Source organism: Thalassospira sp. TSL5-1, assembly GCF_001907695.1.
Taxonomy (GTDB): Bacteria; Pseudomonadota; Alphaproteobacteria; order Rhodospirillales; family Thalassospiraceae; genus Thalassospira.
Genome location: NZ_KV880637.1, coordinates 374,716 through 399,845, shown reverse-complemented (window position 1 = coordinate 399,845; position 25,130 = coordinate 374,716). Strand labels below are relative to the sequence as shown.

The following is a 25,130-nucleotide window of genomic DNA, read 5'->3' as shown; positions in this document are numbered from 1 at the left end:
GTTATTACGATACCATATAACGAATGTGACACTTGCCCTGCATATCCGTTTCGACAACTGCCGAAACACCAAAAACATTTTTTAAAAGCGCGGGTGTCAAGATCTCGGCCGGGGTTCCGATAGCCACAAGGTGTCCCTCGCTCATGACGGCAATGCGATCACAAAACAGCGCAGCATGATTAAGATCATGCAGGGCCGCGACCGCCGTGACATTCAAGGCCCGCACCAGTTCCAGCAGCCCCAGTTGATGGCGCACATCCAGATGATTTGTCGGTTCATCGAGCAACAAAAATTTGGGTTCCTGGGCCAGCGCGCGGGCAATATGCACACGCTGCTTTTCCCCGCCCGAAAGCGTTTGCCAATAGCGGCCTGCCATCGGGGCCATATCCACATCCAAAAGCGCCTGTGCCACCTGTTCCTCATCGCGCGATGACCAGGGTGCAAGCAGGCTCAGATAGGGGATACGCCCCAGTGACACGGCTTCGCGTACCGTTAACCGGTCGGTTGTATCGGCCTGTTGTTCCACAAAACCAATATTTTGCGCCAGCTTGCGACTGCCCAGTTTTCGCATATCAACCCCGCCCATCAGGGCCTGGCCACGAAACGGGCGACGCACCCCGGCCAAAATGGACATCAAACTGGTTTTACCCGACCCATTAGGGCCGATCAGCCCCAAAAACTCGCCGGGCCGGACCTTTAGCGACACATCGTGAATAATCGGGCGGTAGCCCGCCATCCAGCTAACATCAATCAGTTCCAGGCTCATCGCAGCACCCGCCGATGACACAGGATCAGGGCAAAGGCCGGGGCACCGACCAGGGCCGTAACCACGCCAATCGGCACCACCTGACCAGGCAGAATGATGCGTGACACAACATCGGCCCCAACCAGAAACAATGCGCCAATCAGGGCTGCCAGCGGCAATAACAAAACATGCCGCACGCCAACAAAAAACCGCGCGGCATGGGGGATAACCAGCCCAACAAAACCGATGGAGCCCACAATGCTAACCATCACCGCCGTCATCAGGGCGGAGGTGCCGATCAGCAGCACATGCACGCGCAAAACCGGAATACCCAGCGATGCAGCAGATTCCCGGCCAAAGGTAAAGGCATCCAGCGCACGCGCATGACACAGACACACCAGTAAACCAACCACAATCACCGGCACGGCCAGGGCCGCATCGGGCCAGCGCACGCCACTTAAACTGCCCAACAGCCAGAACATGATGCCGCGTGCCTGTTCGGCATTGGCCGATTTGGTGACAATAAACGATGTCAGGGCATTAAACATTTGCGACCCGGCAATTCCGGCGAGAATGATGGCACCCGGCCCGCGCCCGGCCTGAAGGGCGAGCAAACTGACAAACACAAACGCCACCAGCGCCCCGGCAAACGCCCCGCCAGACAGCGAGACCATACCAGCCCCCACCCCCAGGATGACGACACTGACTGCCCCGGTCGAAGCGCCGGCCGAAATGCCGAGCAAATAGGGATCTGCCAGGCTGTTACGCAACAAGGCCTGCAAAACTACCCCCGAAACGGCAAGACCGGCCCCACAGGACGCCGCGACCACTGCCCGGCTGAGGCGATAATTCCAGATAATCCCGGAATCAATGGCATCGATGGGGCGCGTTGCACCAAAAATATGATTGGCGAGCGCGTTGATCACGGTTTTAATCGGGATCGAGGTTTCGCCAATCGATGTTGCCAATGCCATTGCCGCAGCCAGCAATATCAGCGCGATAAAGACCGCGCTGATACGTTGCCAGAAAACTGTCTGCGCAAACAAACCCATACCTAGTGATCCAGTCCGAACGATTTAACGGCCTTGGCCAGTTGTTCAATACCGTCAATGATGCGGATGGTCGGGTCCATTCCCATCACATCCATCACCACAATATGACCGTTCTTTACCGCCTTCATCTGGCTGGTGACCGGATCGGTTTTCAGGAAATTCGTTTTCAGTTGCCAGTCATCCGCCGGAAAACGCCGCCGGTCCATTCTGGCAATCACAATAATGTCCGGGTCCGCCCGGGCAATGGTTTCCCAGCCCACTGTCGGCCATTCATCATCGCTTTTAATCACGTTTTTCAGGCCCAACACGCCAGAGATATATCCCGGCCCGCCCTTTTGCCCGGCGACATAGGGGTCTGCATGCAATTCCGAACTGGAAAACCAGAAAACCGCCGAAACATCACGGTGCGCCAATCCGGCAACATCCTGCCTTGCGGTCTGTTCGCGCTGTTTCAAGTCGGCAATCAGCTTATCGCCGCGTTCCTCGACATTGAAAATACGCGAAAGATCATGGATCGACTGATAAATCAGATCGATTGAAAAGGCATCTGTGCGCGTCCCGTCACCGCCCTTGCTGTTATCCTTGCCGACACAATCGGCCGGGGCAACATAAACGGGAATGCCCAATTCATCGAACTGGGCCGTTGTGCCAACAATGCCACTTGGTCCCACATGCCATTGGAATTGCGCGGTTACCAGATCGGGGCGTTGACCAACAACACTTTCAAAGGAGGGATCATTGTCCGCCAGGCGGGGAATTTTGCTATTGGCCTCGGCAAATTGCGGCATGACCGGATCAAACCACACAGCCGTCCCCACAACTTTTGACGCCAGGCCCAAAAGATAGAGAATTTCCGTATTGCTTTGCCCCAGCGAGACCACACGTTTTGGCGCGTGATCAAACGTGACAGTGCGACCGCAATTTTGAATTTCAAGAGGATAATCTGTTGCCTGTGCATGAGTGGCAACAGTGGATAGACCCGCTGCAAACACCCCGGCAGCGACAAGCCGTTTTAAAACGCTGGTCATGTTATGTCCTTTCAAAGGAACAACCGTTACATCCAGCGACAAACCGGCAAAGAACCAGAGAATTAAAAGAAATCCCGATAAATCCAGTCCGTTATGTCAATCGTATCATAACAGCCAGAATAGTAGCAGGACATCTCCGGGGCACCCCGCCCAGTCTGTCGTCACGATTGCCGGCAGGTCTCCTGGCTCGCGGGTCAACACATGTTCCTGGCCTTCCCGGGAAAACCCCAGTGGCATGATCAGGACATGCTCGCCGCATACAGTTGCGGGGGCAGCTTCGTTTGACGGCCCGAAAAACCGAACCGTTTTGAATTCCCTCTATCCCAAAAAGGATACCGGCAAAAATGATGTCCCATAAGGATCAGTCATCGTCAAGGCGTTTGATGCCCGATGCCGGGAAGAACATTGGCCTTCAACCCTGCCCTGATCCGTTCATCAGAGCATCACATAAATCCAACGGGCAATCATCGGGCAAAAGGGCGATTGTTTCGTCAATGAAATCGCGCCGGTTTCACGAGAAAATATCCTCCATGCTGGGTCGATTTTCCTGAATGCGATCCTGGACAACGAATTCAAGACCAAGAGCAGCCAGCACACTTGTCAATGTGCGCATCTTTGTCCCCGGATCCCCATTTTCCAGGGATGAAATCGTCGCCACCCGTAAATTGGTGCGCACACTGACATCTTTTTGCGTCATGCCTTTGGCCTTGCGTACACGACGCAAAGCATTGCCAATCTGATCGGGCGTTCGTGCCGTGATTTTCATAGAGGCTACCTTTTTTACGCTGTGGCGTAATTTATCTATTTTTACGCCATAGCGTAACAAAACCTGATCAAAGCCGCTATTTTGCCTTTGCAACATCTGACAAAATGTCAATCGCACAAAATGGTGTGCAGCCATCGAAAACGGGATCAATTCAAAAACTTGCGCGTTGATATATTTGGCCGCGAATTCGCCATTCTTTTTCCGAATTGCCACCACACTATTTCGCAAGTTTGTGCAAATCAAAAATATAACAGGGATAATTTCGATGGACACTTCTGCACAGCGCCGACAATTTTTAAAGTCCGCTGCGGCTGCCGGTCTTATTTTACCGGGCATGTCGCTCTGGCAGCAGGCATTTGCCGCCGATGCCGTCAAAAAGCTGGAACTGGGCAAAAAACAGAAATTCAGTTTCGACGCGCTGGTCGAACGTGCCCGCAAAATGGCGGCCAAACCCTATGTCGCGCCGAAAACCCCGGACAAGGCGATCCTGGAGCAGATCGATTATGCCGAACATGGCAAACTGAAATACAAACGGGATTTTGCCCCGTTCTCGGACGGGTCAGGCATTTATCCCGTGACCTATTTCCATATGGGCCAGTTCTTCCAAAAACCGGTGCATATGTTCCTGCTTGAAGATGGCAAATCACAGGAAGTGAAATACAAAACCGACTATTTTGACATGCCTGCCGACAGCCCGGCGCGCAAATTGTCGGAAAATATCGGCTTTGCCGGTTTCCGCCTGCATGAAGACATTCACCGGGATGACTGGAAAACCCAGGACTGGGCTGCCTTTTTGGGCGCGTCCTATTTCCGCGCCATTGGCGATGAAGGGCAATATGGCCTTTCGGCACGCGGTATTGCCATCAACACCGCCACCCCACAGGGCGAGGAATTTCCCGATTTTACCGAATTTTACATCGAACCGGCCAAAAAGGCCGAAGATCCGGTCACGGTTTATGCCTTGCTGGATGGTCCCAGCATCACCGGTGCCTATCGTTTTTATTTAACGCGCGGCAAGGGTGTAACGATGGATGTGGAAAAATTCCTGTTCATCCGCAAAGACATTGAACGTTTTGGCGTCGCCCCGCTGACCAGCATGTTCTGGTATTCGGAACAAAACCGCCCGTTTCGTATGGACTGGCGCCCGGAAGTGCATGATTCCGACGGGCTTGCATTATGGACCGGCAGTGGTGAACGCATCTGGCGGCAGCTTAACAACCCCGAAGTCACCCGCGCATCGGCCTTTGGCGATGATAACCCGCGTGGCTTTGGCCTGATGCAGCGTGATCGCGATGTGACGCATTATCTCGATGGGGTGCTCTATCATCGCCGCCCCAGCCTGTGGGTAGAACCGCTCGGTGCCTGGGGCAAGGGCGCCGTGCAGCTTGTTGAAATCCCCACCGACGATGAAATTCACGACAATATTGCCGCTTTCTGGGTGCCCGAGGCCCCGGCCAAGGCAGGGCAATCCTATAATTTCCGGTATCGTTTATATTGGCAGGCGCATAACCCCTACCCGCTGAAAAAGCTGGCCCATGTCAAGGCGACCCGCCTGGGCCGTGGCGGACAGGAAGGCCTGCCGCGCCCGGCAGGGGTAACAAAATTTGTGATCGATTTTGAAGGCGATATCTTAGGCACCCTGGCTTACGGCGAATATCCCGAAGCGATTGTGTCGGTTTCGCGCGGCAAGCTGTCGCGCATCAAGACCGAACCGATCCCCGATACCCGCCTGTGGCGGGCGGTTTTTGACCTGGAAGTTCAGGGCAATGACCCGGTTGATATGCGCATGTATCTCAAACGGGGCGACGGGCCACTTTCTGAAACATGGATGTTCCAGCATCTGCCCGGCCTGAAAAACTGGGATTCAAAATAGCGCCCGCCCTACGCGAACTGGCCTTACTCCCTTAATCCGATACAACAAACCCGCCTTTTGATGGCGGGTTTGTCTGTTTTAGATATTTCTTATCGCTACGCAGCGACTATGCCAGCCCCAGCCATTTCCAATAGGTCGCGGTAAAGACCAGGGTCAAAATATAGGCGATCACGGTTAACACTAGGCCAGTACGGACAAAATCCTTCACCGCAAAGGTATCCGTCCCGTGTGCGACCATGCCCTGCGGGGAATTGACCGGCAGAATGAAACCAAAGCTAACAACAAATTGCAGCAAAATGGTTGTGCCAAACACATTCACACTGCCGCTATCCATTTGCTGAAGAACGGCAATGATGATCGGGATCATCGAGGAAGCCAGAGCCGTGGCACTGGCAAAACCGAGATGAATCACAATCAAAAACCCGCCCAAAACGGCCATAATGCCCAATGTACCAAAGCCCGACAGACCAAATATATCCACCGCAGACTTTGCCAGCCACGATGCTGCCCCGGTGCTGAGCAAGGCCGAACCAAGGCTGATGCCGACACCAAAAAGAACAATCGTGCCCCAGGGAAATTTGGCATTGGCCTGTTTCCAGCTCATCACGCCAATACCGGGCAATAACAGAAATGTCACAGCAAGAACCGTCAGGGTCGCACTGTCAAAGTGATGCAACACGCCCTCGGTTGCCCAGCAAAACACCAGCAACAAGGAAACGCTTAACAGGCGTTTTTCCGCCCCGGTCATCGGACCAATTTCCTTAAGCGCAGCAGCCACACTTTCGCGACCGCCCGGTACGGTTTCATGTTCGGGCGGCATCATGCGCATCATCACAAAATACAGCGCCACTGACATTAACAACGAAAAAGGTGCAGCCGCCACAAACCAGTCCAGCCAGGTAATATCCAGCCCCAGGGTGCGCTGCAAAAAACCCACCGCAACCATATTTTGGGCCGCAGAGGTTTTGATGCCCACATTCCAGATGCTGACCGCCTGCACCGTTGTCATGATCAGCAAACCGGCAAAGCGGCTTTGCTTCCCGGCACCAAAGGTCGCGACAATACCCATCATAATCGGAATCACCGCCGCCGCACGCGCTGTGGCACTGGGCACCAGAAACGCCAGCAGGGTGGCAACAACAATACTGCCAATCACAATATGGCTGACTTTGGCGCCGACCTTTGACAGCACAATCATCGCAATGCGGCGATCCAACCCCGTCAGGGTCATGGCGGCCGATAACAAAAGGGCTGCCGCCACCAAAATAAGCGCCCGGCTGCTAAAGCCGGTAACGGCGGTGCTAAGGGCTTTTGAGGTACCCAAAAGGGTATCGGTATTGCTAACATCGGGTGAAAGGCCCAGCGCGACCGCCATCAGAGCGGCAATGACAATGGCGCTAACGGCAAAATCAATCGCTTCGGTGATCCAGATGATCACGGCGAAAATAAAAATCGCCAACATCCGCTGCCCGGCAACGGGCAGGCCCTCGGGTGTTGGTAACAGCATAATGGCAATCAAGGCGGCAATCGCGGCAATTAAACCGAAATTCAACCCACTTGCAGGGCCACGCAACGGCGTTTTGTCGTCGGTGGCAGAACGCAGTTTTTCAGACATCAATTTTCCATCAGTTTCTGGTAATCCCGGTAAGGAAGTCGCCAAATCTGATTGAAACTTAAACCTGTTTTAAAACCAGTTTTCTGATCTAGCGCAGAGATCCAAAAAAATCCCGGAGCAACCTCGCCGCTTCGATTTCCCCGATGCCACCATAAACCTCGGGCTGGTGATGGCAGCTTGTGCTTTGATAAATGCGCGGACCATGATCCACCCCACCGCTTTTGGGGTCGTAGGCGCCAAAATAAACCCGGCGAATGCGGGCAAAGGAAATGGCAGTTGCACACATCGGGCAGGGTTCAAGGGTAACATACAAATCACAACCCGGCAGGCGGGGTTCGCCCCGTTTTGCCGCAGCGGCCCGAATGGCAAGAATTTCGGCATGGGCTGTCGGGTCGTTATCGGCTTCGGTCAAATTCCCGGCCTTTGCCAGAACCTCACCGGTTTTCCCATCCACCACCACGGCCCCGACCGGCACCTCCCCGCGCATGGCCGCAGCCCGGGCCTCTTGCAGGGCAAGGTCCATATAGGAATTGGCCGTAAAGGGGGGCGTCATGGTTTGTTTATATCCGTTAAAAGTTCGATGAATCGGCACATTGGCCTGAATTGCCAGTACTTCGTTGTAGTGACCTGTTTTCAATTTGTCATGTAATGCCTATGATCACCGCCTGTCACCCTGATATAAAACCGGCTATTTCATTACGGACCAGGACCTGATCGCGAAAACAACGTTAAAAGTCACGATAAACCGGCCAGACTGAATGATAGCCGTTGCCCCGACCCCGACAGAAGGCTAAACAGCGCCCATGAGCAATCAGATGAAAAAACCGATTATTGGCATTACCCTTGATTCCGAAGAGCCCGGTGGCTATTCGAAATTTCCGTGGTATGCGCTGCGCCAGAATTATGCCGGGGCCGTTGTGGCCGCAGGCGGCATTCCCATGCCCCTGCCCCACGAGGTGGAGCTAGTCCCCGAATTGCTGGAACTGATTGACGGCCTGGTTGTCACCGGTGGTGCCTTTGACGTTGACCCGTCCCTGTTTGGGGCCGAGGAACGCCATGACAGCGTGATCACCAAAGACCGCCGCACCAAATTTGAATGGGCGATGGCCGACGGCGCCCTTAAACGCAATATGCCGGTACTGGGCATTTGCGGCGGGCAGCAATTGCTGAATGTTATTTTGGGTGGCACACTTATTCAGCATATCCCCGACAGCATTGAAAACTGCCTGCCCCATGAACAGCCCAATCCCCGTGACGAGGCCGGACATGAGGTAACGGTGGAAGCAGGAACCCTGCTGGCGCGTATTTGCGACAATGTGGATCATTTATCTGTCAATTCGGCCCATCATCAAGCCGTGGCAGAAGTTGGACCGGATGTGATTATCAATTCGCGCGCCCCTGATGGCGTGATCGAGGGGATTGAGCATCCCGGTTATCGTTATTGCCTTGGGGTGCAGTGGCATCCCGAATTTCACATCAGCACCGGAGATGCCAAAATCTTCGACGCCCTGATCATTGAGGCCCGGAAATGACCGACAAGGCAGACAACGCCCCGTCACAGGAAAACCTGGATACCGAAGACGAATTTGATGCGGAAATGCCGCAGGACGATTTTGCCGAAGATGCAGGTAAAGACGCCGAAGCCGCCGCACCGACAGAAGACCTGCCCCGTGAGCGCATTGCCAAGCGCATTGCCCGGTCTGGTGTGTGTTCCCGCCGCGATGCCGAACAGCTTATTTTGGATGGCAAAGTCAAGCTGAACGGCAAGCGCCTGAATACCCCGGCTGTTACTGTGACCGATAATGACATTATTTATGTCAATGATTCCCCGCTGCCCGAAAAACAAAAGCCGCGCCTGTGGCGTTTGTTTAAAAAACGCGGGCTTGTCACCAGCCACCGCGACGAACAGGGCCGGGAAACGGTTTTTGATAACCTGCCAGACCATATGCCGCGCGTCATTTCGGTGGGGCGACTTGACCTTAATTCCGAAGGTTTGCTGTTGTTAACCAATGACGGCGAACTGGCGCGGTATCTGGAATTGCCCTCTACCGGCTGGGCACGGCGTTACCGCGTGCGTGTGCATGGCTTTATTGACGACGCCAAGCTCAAACAGCTTGAAGACGGCATTACAATTGATGGCATCAATTACGGCTCGATCCAGGCGGAAGTTGACGTTCAGAAAGGCACCAATGCCTGGATGACCGTGACACTGCGCGAAGGTAAAAATCGCGAAATCCGCCGGGTTATGGAGCATCTTGGCTGGCCGGTCACGCGCCTGATGCGCCTGTCTTATGGTCCGTTCCATTTGGGCAAAATGGCCCCGGGCGAGATTGATGAAATCACCGGCAAGGTAATGAAAGAACAGCTGACCGGCTTTTTTAACGGTGATGGCGGCAAAACCAACGCAGAGCGTGACGGCAGCCGCGCAGCCAAACCGCGCCCGAAAAAGGCCGCCCCGGCCCGCAAACCGGCAGACCGCAACAAGGAACGGTTTGATCGGCCGCGTGGCTATGGCGCAAGTGAGGGAGACGATACCGGTACCGGCACGTCCAACCGGCAACACAGCGGTGCCCCGCGCCCGTTTAACCGCGACCGCCAGGAACAGGGGGCTGGTAACGGCCCGCGCCGGGGTTTTGCCGGGCGCGACGATGCCCGCAGCCAGGACCGCAGCGGCGATTTCCACAATGACCGGCAGGACCGGAACGATCGCGGTGATCGTCGCGACAGAAATGACCGGAACGCCCACCCCAACCGCAATTTCCGGAATGAGCGCAACCGGGATACCCAAAATGCGACTGCCGAGCGCCAGGAAGGCGGCTATCGTGGCCGGCCCAACCAGGGCAGTGGCGCACCGCGTGGGCAAGGCCGCCCGGATGACCGGGTAGAGCGGACAGAACGGACAGATACTTTCCGGGGCCGCCGGGATGACAGAAGCAGTCGGGATGGCCGGGATAATCGCGATAACCGGGATAGCCGGGACAGCAGAGATACCAACCGCGCCTTTGGCCCCGGCAATAACCGCAACCGCGATGACAGAAGCAATGATGGCTTCCGTAGCAACGACCAGGCCGGTGGCTTTGCCGGACGGGGTGGTGGCCGCAGCGGCCGCCGTGACCAGCAAAACCGCAGCGATGATTTTACCGATGCCAAGCGTGGTTCCGGGCCCGAGGCACGTTCGGGCCGCCCGGCCGGACGCGGCAAACCAGATGCCCGCCGTGACCGCAACGAAGGCGAAGGCGACAGCAACCGCCGCGATGCCACCAACCGCCCGACCAACAAGGGGCGTGGCCGTTATGCCGGAGGCAACAACACCCAGAATAACCGCCAAAACGACCGTCCTGCTGGCCGGGGAGGTTCCTCCCGGCCGGGCGGTGGCAATGGCCGGCGCGGGGGTGATCGTTAATGCGCATTGTAGGTGGCAGCCTGCGGGGCCGTAACCTTGCCTGCCCGGCAGGCAAGGATGTACGCCCAACACTGGATCGTGTGCGCGAGGCCCTATTTAACATTCTGTCCCATGCCAGCCGCTGGTATGAAGAGGATGAAAACCCGCTTTATGACGGCATCATCCTGGATGCCTTTGCCGGTTCGGGTGCACTGGGGCTTGAGGCCCTGTCCCGCGGGGCGCAAAAGGCCGTATTCTTTGATCGCGACAGCAAAGCCCTTGCCGCGATTGACGAAAACATCAAAACCCTGAAACTGGAAGACCGCGCCAGCGCCCGGCGGGCCGATGCCACCAAGCCGATCAAGTCAAGCACGCCTGCCAGCCTGATCTTTCTTGACCCGCCCTATCATCAGGATTTAATCACGCCATCCATTCTCGCCCTGCGCGATGCGGGCTGGATTGATGATAAAACCCTGATCATCGCCGAACGCGATCCGCGCGATGCGGCAACTGATATTCCCGGTATCGATATGCTCGATACCCGAAAATATGGCCGCTGCCAGATCGATATTATGCGATTATATTCTTGAGTGGTTGGGCGGGACCTTTGTCGGGGCCCACCCAATTTCTTGAAGAGGTCAGGCCTGCGCGGTATTCTGTTGATCTTGTAATAACAGTATCGCGCAGCCATGCCCCATACCCGCGACATAGTCGATGATATTGCCAGCTTTGGCCAGAAATTGCGGCATTGGCGGCGCATGGCGGATATCAAACAACAACGGCTGGCCGATATTCTGGGGGTCACACAGGCAACCGTTTCGCGCTGGGAAAAGGGCATACAATCGCCCGCACCATTTCAGCAAAAATTGCTTTGCGACTTGATGACGCGCAACCGCAATTTCCGCCTGGATCATGCGTTAAAGCGTTTGGTGTCGCAGTCCTGCCAGCGGGTCCATCTGATCGAGGATCGCAGCCACCGACTGTTATGTTCATCCGGGCCGCGCCAGAAAGAATGGCAGCGCGATGAAACGGAATTGCTGGGGGTGTCCCTGTGGCGCTTTGCCAATCGCGACATTGCCGCTGCCGAAAAGAATCTGCACCATATCGGCTGGCATGATGATCAGACGGACCATGTCCTGTTTGCCAATTCCCCGCGCGATGGCGCCCCTATGCGCATTGTTGACCGGTATATTTTATGGGAACGGTTTTATCTGTCCGATGGGCAGGCAGTGCGTCTGACCACCGGCTTTAACCGAGAACCAACATGCGATTGAAACCTTTCCATTCTTAAAAAAAACTGCACCCTCCTTCCTGCACCTGATACGCATATTTCATACGTGGCCCACAGGCGCGTAACAGGCTAAAAGCACGCAAGCCAAAATCAGAAAGAACTCCCATGCGTGCTTTTTTGCCCATTGTTTTTCTTTATGGAACCGGACTTTGTGCCTCAATGCAGGTAGGGCTGGTCGGCCCGATTGCCAATATGCTGCGCGGCCAGTTCGATCTGTCACAGGCCGAGTTTGGCCTGGTGGCATCGCTGATTACCGCTGCCGGTGCCCTGTGCGCCCTGCCCGCCGGGATATGGGCGGCACGGCTGGGCCTGAAGCAGGCGGTCATTGCCGGGGCAGTGACCATGGCTTTAGGCGCACTGGTTTTTTCACAGGCCGATCATGTTGCCTTTTTATATATTGGCCGGTTTTTAACAAGTATTGGTTATTTGCTGATTGTTGTCTCCGCGCCAAGCTGGATGACACATCTGGGAGATCGGCGTGTTGTGGCCCTGGCGATGGGATTATGGGGCACGTTTGTGCCGGTTGGCATCGCGCTGGGCACCTGGATCAGTGCCGGGTTAAGCGCCTGGCTGGGCTGGCGGGTGGCAGTGATGGGCTGCGCCCTTCCGGGACTGGTTTTTATCCTTCCGTTAATGCTGCGCACGGCCCCCGCGCGCGAGGGCTTCAGCCGGTCCCTGACCAACGGCATCATGGGCGTATTACGCGATAAAAATGCCCTGGCCGTTTCCCTGACATTTGCCATTTTTGGCGGCACGACATCGGCCACCGTGGCCTTTATGCCCGCCATGCTGATGGAACGGCTTGATATTGGTTTGACACTGGCCGCCACCATAATTGGTGTCACCACGATCATTGGCAATATTGGCGGATCATTATTGGGCGGCATTTTGCTGGGGCGCAATGTTCAGGGGCGTTTATTGCTGCTAATCGGGCTGCCGCTTATGGCGGTCAGCATTGCCATCATCTACAGTGCCTCCGGCCTGATCACCGTGATGATTGTTCTATGTGCCTTCAATGTGGGGCAGGGCATTGTTGCGGGCACCTGTTTTGCCCTGTTGCCGCGCATTGCGGGCAAAACCCTTTCCATGCCAGCCCTCCAAGGGATGCTCGCCCAATTTGCCGAAATATTCGTGGTGATCATCCCGCCGGTTTCCGGATTGATTATTGATGACTTTTCCTGGAGCGGGGCCGCCTTTGCCTTTGCGCTGTTCTATCTGCTGGCCATGATCATTGCGGGTAAGCGGATCAGCATTATGGCATGAATGGGGTATTTCTCATCCTTCCGGCAACCACCCCTTGACCAAAAGATCAAAGCGGGCGACTTTCCCTTGCGCAAAACAAGGGTGAAGGATGTGGAATGGCCTGGCTTAAAGCCATATTTATCGGTTTAGTACTGCTGATTATTGTCGCTATTTCCAGCTTTTTCATCTGGTTGGCCCCGGTTGGCGCGGGTTACACCGCCAAGGTCATGTGTTCGCGCATTTTTGTCAGCGGATTATCCTCGGAACGCGCCCTTGATGAAGATGTCCTTGCAGACAACAATGCCCTGCTGTCGCTGATAACCGCCAATATTGATCTGCGCCATCAAACCGTAAGTGCCCATGCCTTTGGCTTTCGCACCCGAATTGCCGTTTATCGCCCCAATATGGGCTGCACCCTGACCACCCCGGAAAATGCCGTCAGCATACAAAACAGCAGCCCTGTTTTGCGCCCGATTACCCCCCAACCCCTGATGACCGCCCCCTTGCCGTCAGGTGTGGATCGGCGCCAGCTTAGCAATATTCTGGCTGCCGCAATGGATGAACCCACCCTGAAACCCAGCCGGCGCACCCGTGCCATCGTCATTCTTTATAAGGGGCAGATTGTCGCCGAACGCTACGCCAACGGCATTACGGTCAATACCCCGCTAACCGGCTGGTCGATGACCAAAAGCGCCTTTTCCGCCATTTTGGGACGTATGCGCATGACCGGCATGTTACCGCCGCTCAATTACCCGGTCAGCATCAACGAATGGGATACCCTACCCGGCGACCCACGCGTCAAAATCACCTATGACGAATTACTGCAAATGCGCAGCGGCCTGGAATTTGACGAAAGCTACTGGAACCCGCTTTCGGATGTGGTGCAGATGCTGTTTGTCGCGCCCAGCGCCGCCGGGCTGGCCGTATCCAAACCGCTGGAATCCCCCCCGGGCAGCGAATGGCACTATAGTTCCGGCACCTCCAATGTCCTATCGGCGGCCATGCGCAATCTCAGCCGCTCAATCCAACAATATCAGGCATTGCCTGCCGAATTGCTGTTTCGCCCGCTGGGCATGAACCATGCCGTGGTCGAGGCCGATAGCGACGGGTATCTGGTCGCTTCCAGCTTTATGCACGCAACCGGGCGCGAATGGGCCAAGCTGGGGCAGCTTTATTTACAGGATGGCATCTGGAATGGTACACGCCTGCTGCCCGAAGGCTGGGTTGCCCATGCCACCAGCCCGGCCCCGCATGCGCCAAACGGCATGTATGGCGCACACTGGTGGCTTAAACTGCCCGCAGAGGGGCAACAATCCGCCGAGACCGCGGCCATCCCGGCCGATGCCTTTTTCGCCCTGGGCCATGATGGACAATCGCTTAGCGTTATCCCCTCCAAAGATCTGGTCATTGTGCGGCTTGGCCTGACCCGCAAGGCAAAGGCCTTTGACCTGCACAAATTTGTCGGCGGTATCGCCGCCCTGTTCCCGGAGCATGAAGAAAACGCGGACCCGCAAGGCGAAGCGCAAGACTCCGGGAACACAAACAAGTAATAAAAGACCCCGCCAAAGATCTTTGACGGGGCACTTTTATTTGAAAAACATTGTCTGGCGACAAAATTATCTAAAGGCAGGCTCGTCCAGCGAACGAAGTTTGCGCGAATGGAGCTGATTAACTTCGGCACGCAGGGTTTCGATGGTTTGCAGGCCGATTTCAAGATGCTGACCAATGCGCTGGCGATAGAAATTATTTGCCATACCGGGCAGTTTCAATTCGCCATGTACCGGTTTATCCGACACACACAGTAACGTGCCATATGGTACGCGGAAGCGGAAACCATTGGCGGCGATGGTGGCACTTTCCATATCCACGGCAATCGCGCGGGCCTGGTTCAGGCGAACGAACAATTCGCTATAACGCAGTTCCCAGTTGCGGTTATCCGTGGTGGCAACGGTGCCGGTGCGCATGCGCGCCTTCATTTCCTTGCCCGTCAGGCCGGTAACATTGGCAACGGCATCGGCCAGGGCCACCTGTACTTCGGCAATCGGGGCAACCGGCACCCACAGGGGCAGGTCGGAATCAAGGACATGGTCATCGCGGACATAACCATGTGCCAGCACATAATCGCCCAGAAGCTGGCTTCGGCGCAGTCCGGCACAGTGGCCCAGCATCAGCCAGCAATGCGGGCGCAGCACCGCAATATGATCGGTTGCCGTTTTGGCATTGGACGGCCCCACCCCGATATTAACCAGCGTCACGCCCAGGCCATCTTCACGGATCAAATGGTAAGACGGCATTTGTGGAAGCTGTTTGACCGCTTCGCCGCCTGCCTGCCATTTCTTGGGCGCGTTTTTGCGCACATGCACGGCCGGCCCCGGTTCGACAAAGGCGACATAGGGACTTTTGGGGTCCTCAAGCTGCGATTTGGCATATTCGATGAATTCATCAACATAGCGCTGATAGTTGGTGAACAGCACGAATTTCTGGAAATGTTCCGGCAGGGTTGCGGTGTAGTGCCGCAGGCGTGCCAGTGAATAATCCACCCGTTCGCCCGAAAACAGCGACAGGGGCTTGGGCACGTCACCGGTGCGGATATGCACGCCATTGGCAATGTCATCGTCTGTCCGCGCCAGATCGGGCATGTCAAAGGTCATTTGCAACTGGCGAATATCGGTCGGGCCGATGGCATCGGTTGCGGTTTCTACCAGAAACGGCACTGGAATGGGCCGGTCGGACACACCAACAACAACCGGAACATCGTGGTTTTTCAGCAGAAGTTCTATCTGTTCGCGGTAATATTCCTCAAACAGGTCCGGGCGTGTCAGGGTGGTGCCATACACCCCGGGATCGCGCGGTGCGCCATAAGAAAGCGTGCTTTCCACATGCAGCTTTTCGGGCGGAACCTCGATACCAAGATACGGGTAATAGGCGCGAACGGGGGATGTTTGTTGCCCTTCGCCAAAACGGGTAAAGGCCTCGCGAACGGCGGTAGCGCCGGTATTGTAAATATCGCGAATACGGGCCAATGCCTTGTCTGCATCGGTAAATTCAAAGAGATCGCGAACCGATCCGTGAATTCCGGATACCATGATATTGCTCCTTTTTATTTTTTTTGGTTGTGAGCGAGAGATTTATCACCGCTCAACCCGGTTCTGGCAACCCCCAATTGCGCAATTGTGAAATGCGACCAGCCCTGCCCCGCGAAAGTAAAGAACCGGGATTTTGCCAGGAAAACGCACAATTTCGCAGTAGTTGGCTGCACTTATCCATAGAGTGTGCCTGCAATTTTCAAAGATTCCAAATGACAGTTTCCCATAACCAGAGAAAAAGGCGCACTTTTCGTCCCAGCCCACCACATACTGTTTCACACTGGACAGGCAGCCTCCATCCCTCAGCCCAAAGGCCACGCTGGTTCATCCTTTCAAACGGAGGCCGCATGCTGCCCGACTGAATAAATGACCAAAGGTCATTGACAAAAAGGCCGGAAAGGCAGGGGTAACAGACTTATACATCACGCCACTGCGCATAACGCCCCCAGGATAGCATCACTGACACTGCCAGCCGCTGGAATATTTCAGGGATGAAACCCACAAGATTTGTATGGCAAAGAGAGAGCAAAAAAAGGGGCCGGAGCATAAGCACCGACCCAAGAAAGGGGCTGATAAGACGTTGAGGAAAAAGACCACAACCCCGATTCGGCAAGAGGCACACTTGCCGAAAACCAATAAATGACTACTGGTCATTTATGGAAAATACGAGAAAACGATCAGAAACGCAAGCGACAAATCAGCAAGGAGGCAATTTACGCGCACAGGCAACTTTGCCGCAGATGTATATCGAAACTTCCATTTTTAAGGCGCTAAGGCGCCATTGCACTGCAATGGACCCGGACCAACCTTTAAAACGGCAAAAGGCATGACAATATTATCACTTGAATGCCGCGACAAACATGCGCTCACGCCACGGCAAAATAGCAAACGGTAAATACCACGTACCCATTCCGATCGGATCGAACACGATGTTCGATTCGCGACTAGCACACCTGCTTGACTGTCCGAGTCGCAAGACAAAAAAAGTAGCAACAAAACTACAAAAACAGCATCAAATTATGCGCTAATATCTTGTAAAATATGATAATTCCGAAACACAAAATATTGATAAAAATAAAAAGAGGCCGGCTCCTATAAAGGATACCGGCCTAATTCGGGATTGAACAATAAAGACGTTGAGGGAAAAGATGACAACCCCGTATTCGATAGTCTAGTGAAGCAAACCAACAGATTTGGCTAACCTCTTCAACCGTTGTACGCGGCGATATTGAAGAAAGTCGACCATATTTGTGTCGTTTACATGACCTTTTTCAATATCGATGACGGTTTTTGCTGCCATTGGATCACTTTGCACAAGCTGTTCGATCTCGTGCTTGTCAGCATCCGTCTCGATATTGCCCTGTACATATTTCAAAATGTCTTCCCTGCCGTAAATAGCAAGAACTGCTGTCATTAACTTGCCTCCGATACAAAACGGGAAACGTGTTCGCGTGCTTCAATTTGACCAACCATACCGCGCAACTTGCGGCGAGCACGACCAACACGCGATTTTACTGTACCAATTTCAACATTCATAAACTCGGCAGCGTCCTGATAGGACATTTCTTCTACCGTGGTTAACAGAATGGCCTGACGCTCCTGCTCCGGAAGCTCATCAAGAACGCGATCAGCATCACGAAGCTGCAAACGCGCCATCTGATTGCTGCCATGTCCGTAGACATCGCCAAGATCATCCCAGTCAACATGATGACCACGGGTTTTGGTGCGGCGCACATCAGAAATAAAGGTATTAAACAGAATACGATGTAACCAAGCCTTGAGGCTGGTGCCTTCCTCGAATTTGTCCTGTTTGCTGATAGCCTTGAGCAGAGTGTCTTGAACGAGATCGTTTGCACGGTCCTGAGTGCCTGTCAGTCGATACGCATGACGACGCAGTGCAGGAACATGATCTTCGATTTCATTCATTACTTGGCCCGACATCACAACCTCCGTTTTTTGTTGGTAATCAACCCTAACAAATACCAGAGGCATTACAAGTAATTTCGTATACTTCACTATATCAATACACTCTCAATACATATTATAAACAACCAACTCAGGCTCAATAACCTCATTATTATGAATAAAATCATCACAATACCTACTTTATACATTCTGATTACTTTACATATATTGATCAGTATCCATATTCTGATCAAATTCAGTATTGTGGTTGAGTTACGGTGAAAACGGAGGTAACGTCACTTACTCCAAAATTTTTGAAACCAACGAATATCAACGGTTTCCGCCCCCTCATCAGGGAGAGCGGATGAACAAAGGAGCACAAAGTGCCCACCTCCAAACGGACCGAAAAGCTCCAAATTATGTTGGATGACGACGAGCTGAAGGTGATTGATGATTGGCGTTTCGAGCACAGAATGCCCACGCGCGCTGCTGCGATCCGCGAATTAATCCGCCGCGGTCTTGTCGCAGAGGACATGGATGCCCCTGAAGTCGAAGGTAAAACGACCACAGATTTCCGCATCGAAGCTGAATAACAGCAAAAAAAAAACGCCCGGAAAAATTCACCGGGCGTTTTTGTTTCAAGAAATCAGACAAATATTCTCGTCAATATTTTCTGCATTCAGCCGCTATTTTGCCAATCTTCCGTCTTTTTAGGCTTCTTTCCCGCAAAGTAGCGCACATATCCCGCGCCAAGCAGATGAACAATCGCGAATAATCCATAATAGCGGATCGCTCGGGACAGAAAAATTGCGATAAAAAACAGCCAGAATGGATAATCTGCCGCCCCGGCAGCGAGGGCCGCAATTTGCATCGGGGCTGGCGTGACACTAATAACAAAAACCAGCCAGAACCCCCCTTCCTGAAATCGCTGTTTTAACTGGTCAAATTGTTCGTGTCCCTGGGTCCAGTCCAGAAACGGATTGACCACATCATCAAAAACCCACAACGACAGAAAATAAAGTATCACCGCGCCCAAAACACTGCCGACCAGGGTTGCTGTGGCAATTTTCAAACCACGCCTGCGAGAAATCGCCATCAGGGGCGCAATAATAATCTCGACCGGAATGGGAATAATGGTTGTTTCCAAAAATGATGCGGTCGCAATCCCCGCGAGCCCTCGCTTTCCCTCGGCAAGGGCCTCCAACATGCCGCGCACGCGCTGCCACCATGTGAGGCGACCCGGTGCGTTTTCGCTATTATCCTCGCGCTGTGTTCCGCTCATTGGCACCCTGCTTGCTTATTGCACTAAAGCGATTTGTCGGGGATTTTGTCACAATGCCATGCCCCGTATGAAAATGGCCCACCCCGGATATACCGGAATGGGCCAAAGCACCCTTGGACTTACACGCGCCCAAGCAGGTTGTGATGTCTGTTATTGGGCGTCGGGCTTGTCATCGAGTGCTTTCTGGGCCTTGTTCAAGGCTTCAACAGTCTCGGCCTTTACGTCTTCCCACGTTTCAGCAGACGATTCCTGAACATCATCCATTGCCTCGCTCAGGTTTTCCTTCGCATCGTTCCAGGCATCAGAGACGGTATCCCAGGCACTGTCACCCTTGTCAGATGCAGATTCTTTCATCTCATCATATTTTTCGCCCAGCGCGTCAGACTGCTTTTGGGCCCACTCCATGAATTCGGATTTCTTGTCGTAGGTAAATTCCTTGGCGTCTTCGTACTGGTTTTCGGCGTCATTCTTCATTTTGGTTGCATCGTGTTCGATCGCGTCATCGGTTTTCATCGAATCTGCATATGCCGGGAGCATAACCGCCGACGAAACCATAATAGTACCAGCCATCAACATTGCTTTAGCAAGCATCACAACCTCCGTTTTTTGTTTAAAAAGCGACGCCTTTATTTGACGTTGCCTTGACCTGATAACGAGATGCGCAAGATGATGTTCCCGTTTGCCGTTATTTATTTATCTGGAACCTTGTCTTTTCAAAGGCGTTATATGGGCAATCATTAAGTTGAGACAAATAACCTACTCGCACGAAAAACAGGAGTCACCAATGGCTGAGAGCAACATGCAGACCATCGCCAAGGAATTGCCCGTCGAAACGGGCGTTGAGCGCAAGGATCGCCGTAAACTCTCGGAAATGCTGACCCAGATTGTGGCATCAACCCACGTTCTTTATGGCAAAGTACGCGGCGTTCACTGGAATGTTGTCGGCCCCAGTTTCTACTCGCTACATAAAATGACCGAAGAGCAGTACGAAGATCTGCACGCCGCCAATGATGATATGGCAGAACGTATTCGTGCCATTGGCTTTAATGCGCCAACGGGCCTGTCGACCATGATCAAAAACTCGATCATTACGGACGAGACCGAACTCCTCGGCACCAATGAAATGATCAAGGAACTGGTTGAAGACCACGAAAAAATGGCAAAGCTGTTGCGCGAAGGCGTTAATGAAGCCGATAGCGTCGATGATCCGACCACGGCAGACATGCTGACCGCGCGCATCGGCGTGCATGAAGAAGCCGCCTGGATGCTGCGTGCCACCCTGGCATAAACGCCATTTCGACAAAATCAGCCGGCGCCATAAAGGCGCCGGTTTTTTTATTGATATTAACGTCCTATAGTATGGTGCCGCACGGCACGTTCCTGCGGTTTGGCTTAACAGGGAGACCCCACAGGTGGAAAACTCTGATCTTACCGGCAAGGTTCTAATGCTGCTGACGCGCACCAAGGTGCCGGAAAAATGGCGCCGGGACGGTGCACAGGCGTTACGCAGCGTGTTCGAGGATGCCGGATACCGGACAGAACTGGTTTTCTGTGACGATCCTGAAGCCATGATCGCGCAAATCAAAACCAATACCACACCGGGGGATATTATCGCCATCGGTGGGGGGGATGGCACCATCAATGCGGTGATTGATCCCATTCGCCATTCTGGAACGGTCCTGCTGGCCCTGCCGCTGGGCACAGCCAACGATTTCGCCCGCAGCCTGAAACTGCCTGACGACCCGATACAAGCTGCCCAGGCCGCCATTAATGGCCAATTGGCCCAGCTTGATATTGGCCGGGTCAATGGCAAAAGCTTTGTCAATGCCGCCTCGATTGGCGTGCCAGCAGATGCCCGCAAACGCATCAACCCGGACCTTAAACGCTGGACCGGTGCCATCAGCTATGCGGTTGCCAATTGGCAAAGCTGGCATGACATGCCCCCGCTGGAGCTGGATGTGACCTGTGCCGGGCATGAAAAACAACATTTGAAACTGCGGCAATTGACCGTCACCAACGGCCAGTATTTTGGTGGCGGGTTGCGCCCGAGCGAAAACAAGCGCCTGGATGACGGCAAACTGCATGTTTTTGCCATTCGGGCCGATGTCGACACGCTATCAGGCATGGATATTGGTGCCGCATTGTTGTTCGGATCGGTTGATGAATCCGAACTCGCCCTGACAATGGAATGCGATGACATTCATATCGACTGTCCCGAACCCCATCCAATTTTGGCGGACGGCGAAATCATCAGCAAATTGCCCGCGACCTTCTCGCTCGATTGTGGCGCCCTGACGGTTTTTGCACCAAATGCCTTTACCGGCGACGCCCTCAGCGAAAATGACATTGCCGACGGTGATGCCCTAAACGACATCACCATTGATACCGAAGACCTGACAATCCGGCTTGAGGCGATTTACAACATTGCATCGAGCACGCAGCTCAAGGCGATTTGCCACGATCAATCACGCAAGCTGCGGGATATTGTGCGCCAGCTTGAACTGGACCTGCGGCCCTACGGCCTGCCCCTATCCTCGCCAGACCCGGATTTTCACAGTCTGGAAACCCTGCGCGACAAGGCGCTTTCGTGGGTGCTGAACGACCTTGATGAACGTCTGGCAGCCGGGTTGCTCAACCAGATCAACCTGCTTATGGCAACCCTGAAAACCTGCCCAACCGAGGATAAACCCGAACAGATCAAAAATAGTCTTCGGGCATTGTCGGAAACCTTAAAGACTTTGCGCACCGAATTAGCCTCCCTTACCGGGGACTGATACCATAGGGCATATGGCACGGCGTATATTACTGTGCATCAAAAGGTGCTACCGGTTGGCACCTTACCCAACATAAATGCGCCTGGTTGCCCGCTTTGGTGCAGGCTACCAGGCACATTCATTTAAAAAGCTCTGACCAAAACAATGATCATCCGCCTTTAAGGCAAAATGGTTCGCTGAATTTTGCTGTCCAACGCCTCATAACCAAAATAGCGGATCACTTCATAAAGTTCTGCCCGGGTTTGCATTTGATCAACAGTCCCTTCAGCAGTGCCCGTTGCAGCCAGTTCGTCGTAGAATTTCTCCATCGCGCGGGCTGCAATGCGAAGCCCCGATACCGGCCAGATCGCCATCGCATATCCCATCGCATCAAATTCCGCAGCCGAGGTCTGCCGGGTTCGGCCAAACTCCGTCATATTGGCCAGCAACGGCGCGTCAATGGCAGCAGAAAAGGCACGGAACTGCTCTTCATCGTGCAAAGCCTCGGGGAAGATCGCATCAGCACCAGCCTCGACATACAGCTTGGCGCGGGCAATTGCAGCATCAATACCCTCGCTAGCGGCAGCATCAGTGCGGGCAACAATGCGCAGGTCGCGACGGGCCCGCGATGCGGCGGCAATTTTCTCTGCCATATGTTCGGGCGAAACCAACTGCTTGCCGTTCAAATGACCGCATTTTTTAGGCAGCACCTGATCTTCAAGCTGGACCGCGGCAACACCGACATCTTCAAGCTCGCGTACCAGACGCATAACATTAAGGACTTCGCCAAAACCGGTATCACCATCCACCAGCAGCGGCAGGCGGGTAACCCGCACAATCGCCTGGGCCCGCTTTACCAGTTCTTCCATTGTGACAAGGCCAAGATCGGGCAATCCCATCGAGGCTGTCAGCGCCGCCCCGGAAAGATACAAGGCAGAAAAACCAGCCTTGCGCGCCAAAAGCCCTGCCATCGGATCATGGGCACCGGCGATTGATAAAAACCGTTTATCTTTCCAATAGGCTGCCATTTCCGCACCAAGGCCGGTCGGCATTGGCTGTTCCAGCCATACGCTTGCGTTATTATTTTCGTCCTGTTTCATGACAACTCCGTCTTCAATAATCTATGTCAGCTGTGAACAGTTGAAGGAATACAAACAGCCCCTTCCATCAGGCGGCGTTGAGTCCGGTAAAGAAAAGCACGTTCAATTTCGGGCACCGCACCACAAACAGGCGGCACCTTAAGCGCGGTTCCAACTGTCACCACACCGCTGGGCGTTCCAATTGGCAAACGTGCTGTATCGCAACCGGTTGGCGCGACAATCCCGGCGATAATGCTGCCGGGCACAACCGCAGCACAGGCAACAGCCAAAGCCCCCGTAATCGGTACGGCCTTGTGCGGTTGCCCGGCTGAAATCATGCGGATCGTCATGGCATGGGTTGCCATATCAACCACCTGTTTTGACAAATCCTGATAATTCTGGGCCGGGGCAACAATGGCCACCTTGGGAATCGCAATAATTGCAGCCGCCTCCTCACGGGAAGCCGCAATGCCCATTGCCACCGAAGCAGCACAGCGAATTTCTTCCAACCGCGCCATTGTCCGGGGATCATTTTCAAGATCATGATCCATAATCTCCGGCCCCACCCCAACAGATGACGCCGTGACAAAAACGGCGGCCACACCTGCATCAATCAAAGAGGCCTCGCAACGTTGCCCGTCGGCAAGCTCCAGCACAGATCGCGCTGCACCCGCAGGTAAAATCCCGCGCCCCTGTGACCCGCCAGGATAAAAGAAATCAAGGCGAACAGGTGCCCCCGCCCCGGCAACGCCAGGTATTGGCATATCGCCAACCACAACAGCTTCACCCCCTTGCACGGCAAAGGTGCTGTGGATAATTTTCCGGGTGTTTGTATTGAATATTCGGACGGTAACATCGCCATCTTTCGGGCACGGCACCAGCTTTTCATCGATCGAAAAAGGCCCGACGGCAGAACTCATATTGCCGCAATTACCGCTAAAATCAACGGCGTCCCCCGTGACAGACACCTGGGCAAAAGTGTAATCAACATCCGCATCATCGCGCGCGGACGGCGCAATAATACAAATTTTGCTCAGCGAAGAGATCCCGCCCCCCATACCGTCAAGCTGACGGCCGTTTGGATCAGGACTGCCCAACATCGCACGGAACAATGCGGGCCACTGCGCGCGGTCTTGAGGCAAATCACTTTGCTTGAGCATCAGGGCACGCGATGTGCCGCCTCGCATGAAGACAGCAGGGATACGACGTTGCTTCATTTTTCAGGATTCCCGACTTCAAGTTGCCCTTGCAAAGCCTTCCAGCTCGACTCGATATGACGGCGCATCAAAAGGGCGGCAAGCTCGTCATCCCCATTCAGGATCGCATCCGCAATATTTTCATGTTCACGCAACGCCACCCGCCCCCGACCTGCAACATTTCGATGCTGGCGGCGCAGCAGGGCAAGCTGCGGATAAAGCTCATCGGCAAGCAAATCGCGCAACAGCGGATTTTGCGCCATTTCCGCAATCACAATATGAAAATCCGCATCCTTGCCATTTTGCAAGTAAGCCCCGGCCGGATGCGCAGCGATGCTTTCGGCATGCTGACTTAACAAACCAATCAAGCCACGCGCCTGTTTTTTGTCGGCCCGACGTGCCGCCCAGCGTGCAGCATCAGATTCCAGCGCCGCACGCAATTCGTAAAGTGCGCGTGCATCTTCCTGGGAAAACACACGCACCCTGGCCCCGATATTGGGCAAAAACGAAACCAGCCCCGCCGCTGCGAGCTTGCGAAGCGCATCCCGAACCGGGCCACGGCTCACGGAGAAACGCTCTGCCAAAGGCACTTCACCCAGACGCTCACCCGGCGCAATCCGCCCTGACAAAATATCTTCGCGCAGTTCCGCCTCAAGTGCGGACCAGGCTGAACCATGCTCAACAGGCATCATTGTTAACAATAACTCCTGATTTTGAAATCATATAAATTTGGCACTGCGGCCTCTTGATACCTTCTTACATCAAAAAACCCCTATTAACATAGAATTTTTTATCTTGACTTACGGTGCCAAAATTGCCCCAACTATAAAAGAAA

Annotated in this window: 24 protein-coding genes and 1 riboswitch; of the genes, 10 read left to right on the top strand and 14 right to left on the bottom strand. The window is 54.1% G+C overall.

Annotation, left to right across the window (positions count from 1 at the left end):
- Positions 1-4: 4 nt before the first annotated feature.
- From LF95_RS01915 to LF95_RS23500, 4 genes are all read right to left on the bottom strand, one after another.
- Entirely contained in the window at positions 5-766 is a 762-nt protein-coding gene (locus LF95_RS01915) for an ABC transporter ATP-binding protein (RefSeq protein ID WP_073953428.1), read from the bottom strand.
- Positions 763-1,797: a FecCD family ABC transporter permease gene (locus LF95_RS01910; RefSeq protein ID WP_073953427.1), complete on the bottom strand. Its 1,035-nt coding sequence runs from the start codon at positions 1,795-1,797 to the stop codon at positions 763-765. Before LF95_RS01910 ends, LF95_RS01915 begins: the two co-directional genes overlap by 4 nt.
- A gap of 2 nt (positions 1,798-1,799) precedes the next feature.
- Positions 1,800-2,825: an ABC transporter substrate-binding protein gene (locus LF95_RS01905; protein WP_073953426.1), complete on the bottom strand. Its 1,026-nt coding sequence runs from the start codon at positions 2,823-2,825 to the stop codon at positions 1,800-1,802.
- 154 nt (positions 2,826-2,979) lie between these two features.
- Positions 2,980-3,180: riboswitch (cobalamin riboswitch) on the bottom strand.
- Between the two features lie 156 nt (positions 3,181-3,336).
- Positions 3,337-3,927: a helix-turn-helix domain-containing protein gene (locus tag LF95_RS23500; RefSeq protein WP_252509627.1), complete on the bottom strand. Its 591-nt coding sequence runs from the start codon at positions 3,925-3,927 to the stop codon at positions 3,337-3,339.
- On the opposite strand from LF95_RS23500, the gene LF95_RS01895 reads away from it, so the two are divergent.
- Entirely contained in the window at positions 3,926-5,464 is a 1,539-nt protein-coding gene (locus LF95_RS01895; RefSeq protein WP_252509626.1) for an OpgD/OpgG family glucan biosynthesis protein, read from the top strand. The two genes, LF95_RS23500 and LF95_RS01895, sit on opposite strands and share 2 nt — an antisense overlap.
- A 106-nt stretch (positions 5,465-5,570) precedes the next feature.
- Here LF95_RS01895 and LF95_RS01890 read toward each other — a convergent pair whose 3' ends face one another.
- Both LF95_RS01890 and LF95_RS01885 read right to left on the bottom strand, forming a co-directional pair.
- Positions 5,571-7,079 (bottom strand): DASS family sodium-coupled anion symporter, encoded by a 1,509-nt coding sequence (locus LF95_RS01890; RefSeq protein WP_083607458.1) that lies wholly within the window; start codon positions 7,077-7,079, stop codon positions 5,571-5,573.
- Positions 7,080-7,167: 88 nt separating this feature from the next.
- Positions 7,168-7,602 (bottom strand): nucleoside deaminase, encoded by a 435-nt coding sequence (locus LF95_RS01885; protein ID WP_174560998.1) that lies wholly within the window; start codon positions 7,600-7,602, stop codon positions 7,168-7,170.
- 292 nt (positions 7,603-7,894) lie between these two features.
- Between LF95_RS01885 and LF95_RS01880 the strand changes: the two genes are divergently transcribed.
- The 6 genes from LF95_RS01880 to LF95_RS01855 all read left to right on the top strand — a co-directional run bounded on the left by LF95_RS01880 (position 7,895) and on the right by LF95_RS01855 (position 14,544).
- The gene (locus LF95_RS01880) at positions 7,895-8,611 is read left to right on the top strand and encodes a gamma-glutamyl-gamma-aminobutyrate hydrolase family protein (RefSeq protein ID WP_073954768.1); all 717 of its coding nucleotides are present in this window, start codon (positions 7,895-7,897) and stop codon (positions 8,609-8,611) included.
- Positions 8,608-10,482: a pseudouridine synthase gene (locus LF95_RS23675; protein ID WP_073953423.1), complete on the top strand. Its 1,875-nt coding sequence runs from the start codon at positions 8,608-8,610 to the stop codon at positions 10,480-10,482. The genes LF95_RS01880 and LF95_RS23675 overlap by 4 nt, the downstream gene beginning before the upstream one ends.
- Positions 10,482-11,051 (top strand): 16S rRNA (guanine(966)-N(2))-methyltransferase RsmD, encoded by a 570-nt coding sequence (gene rsmD, locus LF95_RS01870; RefSeq protein WP_073953422.1) that lies wholly within the window; start codon positions 10,482-10,484, stop codon positions 11,049-11,051. The genes LF95_RS23675 and rsmD overlap by 1 nt, the downstream gene beginning before the upstream one ends.
- Before the next feature lie 99 nt (positions 11,052-11,150).
- Complete coding sequence (locus tag LF95_RS01865; protein ID WP_073953421.1) at positions 11,151-11,735, top strand: helix-turn-helix domain-containing protein; 585 nt, start codon at positions 11,151-11,153, stop codon at positions 11,733-11,735.
- A gap of 122 nt (positions 11,736-11,857) precedes the next feature.
- On the top strand, positions 11,858-13,015 hold the full coding sequence (locus LF95_RS01860) for an MFS transporter (RefSeq protein ID WP_073953420.1): 1,158 nt from the start codon (positions 11,858-11,860) through the stop codon (positions 13,013-13,015).
- Positions 13,016-13,110: 95 nt separating this feature from the next.
- Positions 13,111-14,544: a serine hydrolase domain-containing protein gene (locus tag LF95_RS01855; protein ID WP_073953419.1), complete on the top strand. Its 1,434-nt coding sequence runs from the start codon at positions 13,111-13,113 to the stop codon at positions 14,542-14,544.
- Positions 14,545-14,610: 66 nt separating this feature from the next.
- Here the strand turns inward: LF95_RS01855 and LF95_RS01850 are convergent, their stop codons facing one another.
- The 3 genes from LF95_RS01850 to LF95_RS01835 all read right to left on the bottom strand — a co-directional run bounded on the left by LF95_RS01850 (position 14,611) and on the right by LF95_RS01835 (position 18,021).
- Entirely contained in the window at positions 14,611-16,080 is a 1,470-nt protein-coding gene (locus LF95_RS01850; protein WP_073953418.1) for an AMP nucleosidase, read from the bottom strand.
- A gap of 1,171 nt (positions 16,081-17,251) precedes the next feature.
- Positions 17,252-17,494 carry a hypothetical protein gene (locus LF95_RS01840; RefSeq protein WP_073953416.1) on the bottom strand — a complete coding sequence of 81 codons (243 nt, stop codon included), beginning with the start codon at positions 17,492-17,494 and terminating at the stop codon, positions 17,252-17,254.
- On the bottom strand, positions 17,494-18,021 hold the full coding sequence (locus tag LF95_RS01835; RefSeq protein WP_073953415.1) for a sigma-70 family RNA polymerase sigma factor: 528 nt from the start codon (positions 18,019-18,021) through the stop codon (positions 17,494-17,496). Before LF95_RS01835 ends, LF95_RS01840 begins: the two co-directional genes overlap by 1 nt.
- A 347-nt stretch (positions 18,022-18,368) precedes the next feature.
- Here LF95_RS01835 and LF95_RS01830 point away from each other — a divergent pair, with 347 nt between their 5' ends.
- Positions 18,369-18,578: a hypothetical protein gene (locus LF95_RS01830; protein ID WP_073953414.1), complete on the top strand. Its 210-nt coding sequence runs from the start codon at positions 18,369-18,371 to the stop codon at positions 18,576-18,578.
- An 86-nt stretch (positions 18,579-18,664) separates the two neighbouring features.
- On the opposite strand, the gene LF95_RS01825 is transcribed toward LF95_RS01830, so the two are convergent.
- Both LF95_RS01825 and LF95_RS01820 read right to left on the bottom strand, forming a co-directional pair.
- Entirely contained in the window at positions 18,665-19,192 is a 528-nt protein-coding gene (locus tag LF95_RS01825) for a YqaA family protein (protein ID WP_252509706.1), read from the bottom strand.
- Positions 19,193-19,417: 225 nt separating this feature from the next.
- A complete protein-coding gene (locus LF95_RS01820; RefSeq protein ID WP_073953412.1) occupies positions 19,418-19,858 on the bottom strand; it encodes a hypothetical protein in 441 nt (146 codons plus the stop codon).
- Positions 19,859-20,051: 193 nt separating this feature from the next.
- Between LF95_RS01820 and LF95_RS01815 the strand changes: the two genes are divergently transcribed.
- Positions 20,052-20,555, top strand: a complete 504-nt coding sequence (locus LF95_RS01815) for a Dps family protein (protein ID WP_073953411.1) — start codon at positions 20,052-20,054, stop codon at positions 20,553-20,555.
- Between the two features lie 124 nt (positions 20,556-20,679).
- Complete coding sequence (locus tag LF95_RS01810; protein ID WP_073953410.1) at positions 20,680-22,041, top strand: diacylglycerol/lipid kinase family protein; 1,362 nt, start codon at positions 20,680-20,682, stop codon at positions 22,039-22,041.
- A gap of 158 nt (positions 22,042-22,199) precedes the next feature.
- Here the strand turns inward: LF95_RS01810 and prpB are convergent, their stop codons facing one another.
- From prpB to LF95_RS01795, 3 genes are read right to left on the bottom strand one after another with little or no spacing between them, the layout of a single operon-like run.
- Positions 22,200-23,120 carry a methylisocitrate lyase gene (gene prpB / locus LF95_RS01805; protein ID WP_252509624.1) on the bottom strand — a complete coding sequence of 307 codons (921 nt, stop codon included), beginning with the start codon at positions 23,118-23,120 and terminating at the stop codon, positions 22,200-22,202.
- A 26-nt stretch (positions 23,121-23,146) separates the two neighbouring features.
- The gene (locus LF95_RS01800; protein ID WP_073953409.1) at positions 23,147-24,316 is read right to left on the bottom strand and encodes a PrpF domain-containing protein; all 1,170 of its coding nucleotides are present in this window, start codon (positions 24,314-24,316) and stop codon (positions 23,147-23,149) included.
- Positions 24,313-24,987 (bottom strand): GntR family transcriptional regulator, encoded by a 675-nt coding sequence (locus LF95_RS01795; protein WP_073953408.1) that lies wholly within the window; start codon positions 24,985-24,987, stop codon positions 24,313-24,315. Before LF95_RS01795 ends, LF95_RS01800 begins: the two co-directional genes overlap by 4 nt.
- Between the last annotated feature and the right edge of the window lie 143 nt (positions 24,988-25,130).

Bases quoted from the DNA above. Each gene is read 5' to 3' on its own strand.
- prpB (WP_252509624.1), bottom strand. From the start codon at position 23,120: ATGAAACAGGACGAAAATAATAACGCAAGCGTATGGCTGGAACAGCCA.
- LF95_RS01795 (WP_073953408.1), bottom strand. From the start codon at position 24,987: ATGATGCCTGTTGAGCATGGTTCAGCCTGGTCCGCACTTGAGGCGGAA.
- LF95_RS01880 (WP_073954768.1), top strand. From the start codon at position 7,895: ATGAAAAAACCGATTATTGGCATTACCCTTGATTCCGAAGAGCCCGGT.
- LF95_RS01895 (WP_252509626.1), top strand. From the start codon at position 3,926: ATGTCGCTCTGGCAGCAGGCATTTGCCGCCGATGCCGTCAAAAAGCTG.
- LF95_RS01800 (WP_073953409.1), bottom strand. From the start codon at position 24,316: ATGAAGCAACGTCGTATCCCTGCTGTCTTCATGCGAGGCGGCACATCG.
- LF95_RS01820 (WP_073953412.1), bottom strand. From the start codon at position 19,858: ATGCTTGCTAAAGCAATGTTGATGGCTGGTACTATTATGGTTTCGTCG.
- LF95_RS01905 (WP_073953426.1), bottom strand. From the start codon at position 2,825: ATGACCAGCGTTTTAAAACGGCTTGTCGCTGCCGGGGTGTTTGCAGCG.
- LF95_RS01865 (WP_073953421.1), top strand. From the start codon at position 11,151: ATGCCCCATACCCGCGACATAGTCGATGATATTGCCAGCTTTGGCCAG.
- LF95_RS01910 (WP_073953427.1), bottom strand. From the start codon at position 1,797: ATGGGTTTGTTTGCGCAGACAGTTTTCTGGCAACGTATCAGCGCGGTC.
- LF95_RS01840 (WP_073953416.1), bottom strand. From the start codon at position 17,494: ATGACAGCAGTTCTTGCTATTTACGGCAGGGAAGACATTTTGAAATAT.
- LF95_RS01825 (WP_252509706.1), bottom strand. From the start codon at position 19,192: ATGTTGGAGGCCCTTGCCGAGGGAAAGCGAGGGCTCGCGGGGATTGCG.
- LF95_RS01885 (WP_174560998.1), bottom strand. From the start codon at position 7,602: ATGGACCTTGCCCTGCAAGAGGCCCGGGCTGCGGCCATGCGCGGGGAG.
- LF95_RS01855 (WP_073953419.1), top strand. From the start codon at position 13,111: ATGGCCTGGCTTAAAGCCATATTTATCGGTTTAGTACTGCTGATTATT.
- LF95_RS23500 (WP_252509627.1), bottom strand. From the start codon at position 3,927: ATGCCCGGTAAAATAAGACCGGCAGCCGCAGCGGACTTTAAAAATTGT.
- LF95_RS01850 (WP_073953418.1), bottom strand. From the start codon at position 16,080: ATGGTATCCGGAATTCACGGATCGGTTCGCGATCTCTTTGAATTTACC.
- LF95_RS01815 (WP_073953411.1), top strand. From the start codon at position 20,052: ATGGCTGAGAGCAACATGCAGACCATCGCCAAGGAATTGCCCGTCGAA.
- LF95_RS01835 (WP_073953415.1), bottom strand. From the start codon at position 18,021: ATGTCGGGCCAAGTAATGAATGAAATCGAAGATCATGTTCCTGCACTG.
- LF95_RS01860 (WP_073953420.1), top strand. From the start codon at position 11,858: ATGCGTGCTTTTTTGCCCATTGTTTTTCTTTATGGAACCGGACTTTGT.
- LF95_RS01890 (WP_083607458.1), bottom strand. From the start codon at position 7,079: ATGTCTGAAAAACTGCGTTCTGCCACCGACGACAAAACGCCGTTGCGT.
- LF95_RS01915 (WP_073953428.1), bottom strand. From the start codon at position 766: ATGAGCCTGGAACTGATTGATGTTAGCTGGATGGCGGGCTACCGCCCG.
- rsmD (WP_073953422.1), top strand. From the start codon at position 10,482: ATGCGCATTGTAGGTGGCAGCCTGCGGGGCCGTAACCTTGCCTGCCCG.
- LF95_RS23675 (WP_073953423.1), top strand. From the start codon at position 8,608: ATGACCGACAAGGCAGACAACGCCCCGTCACAGGAAAACCTGGATACC.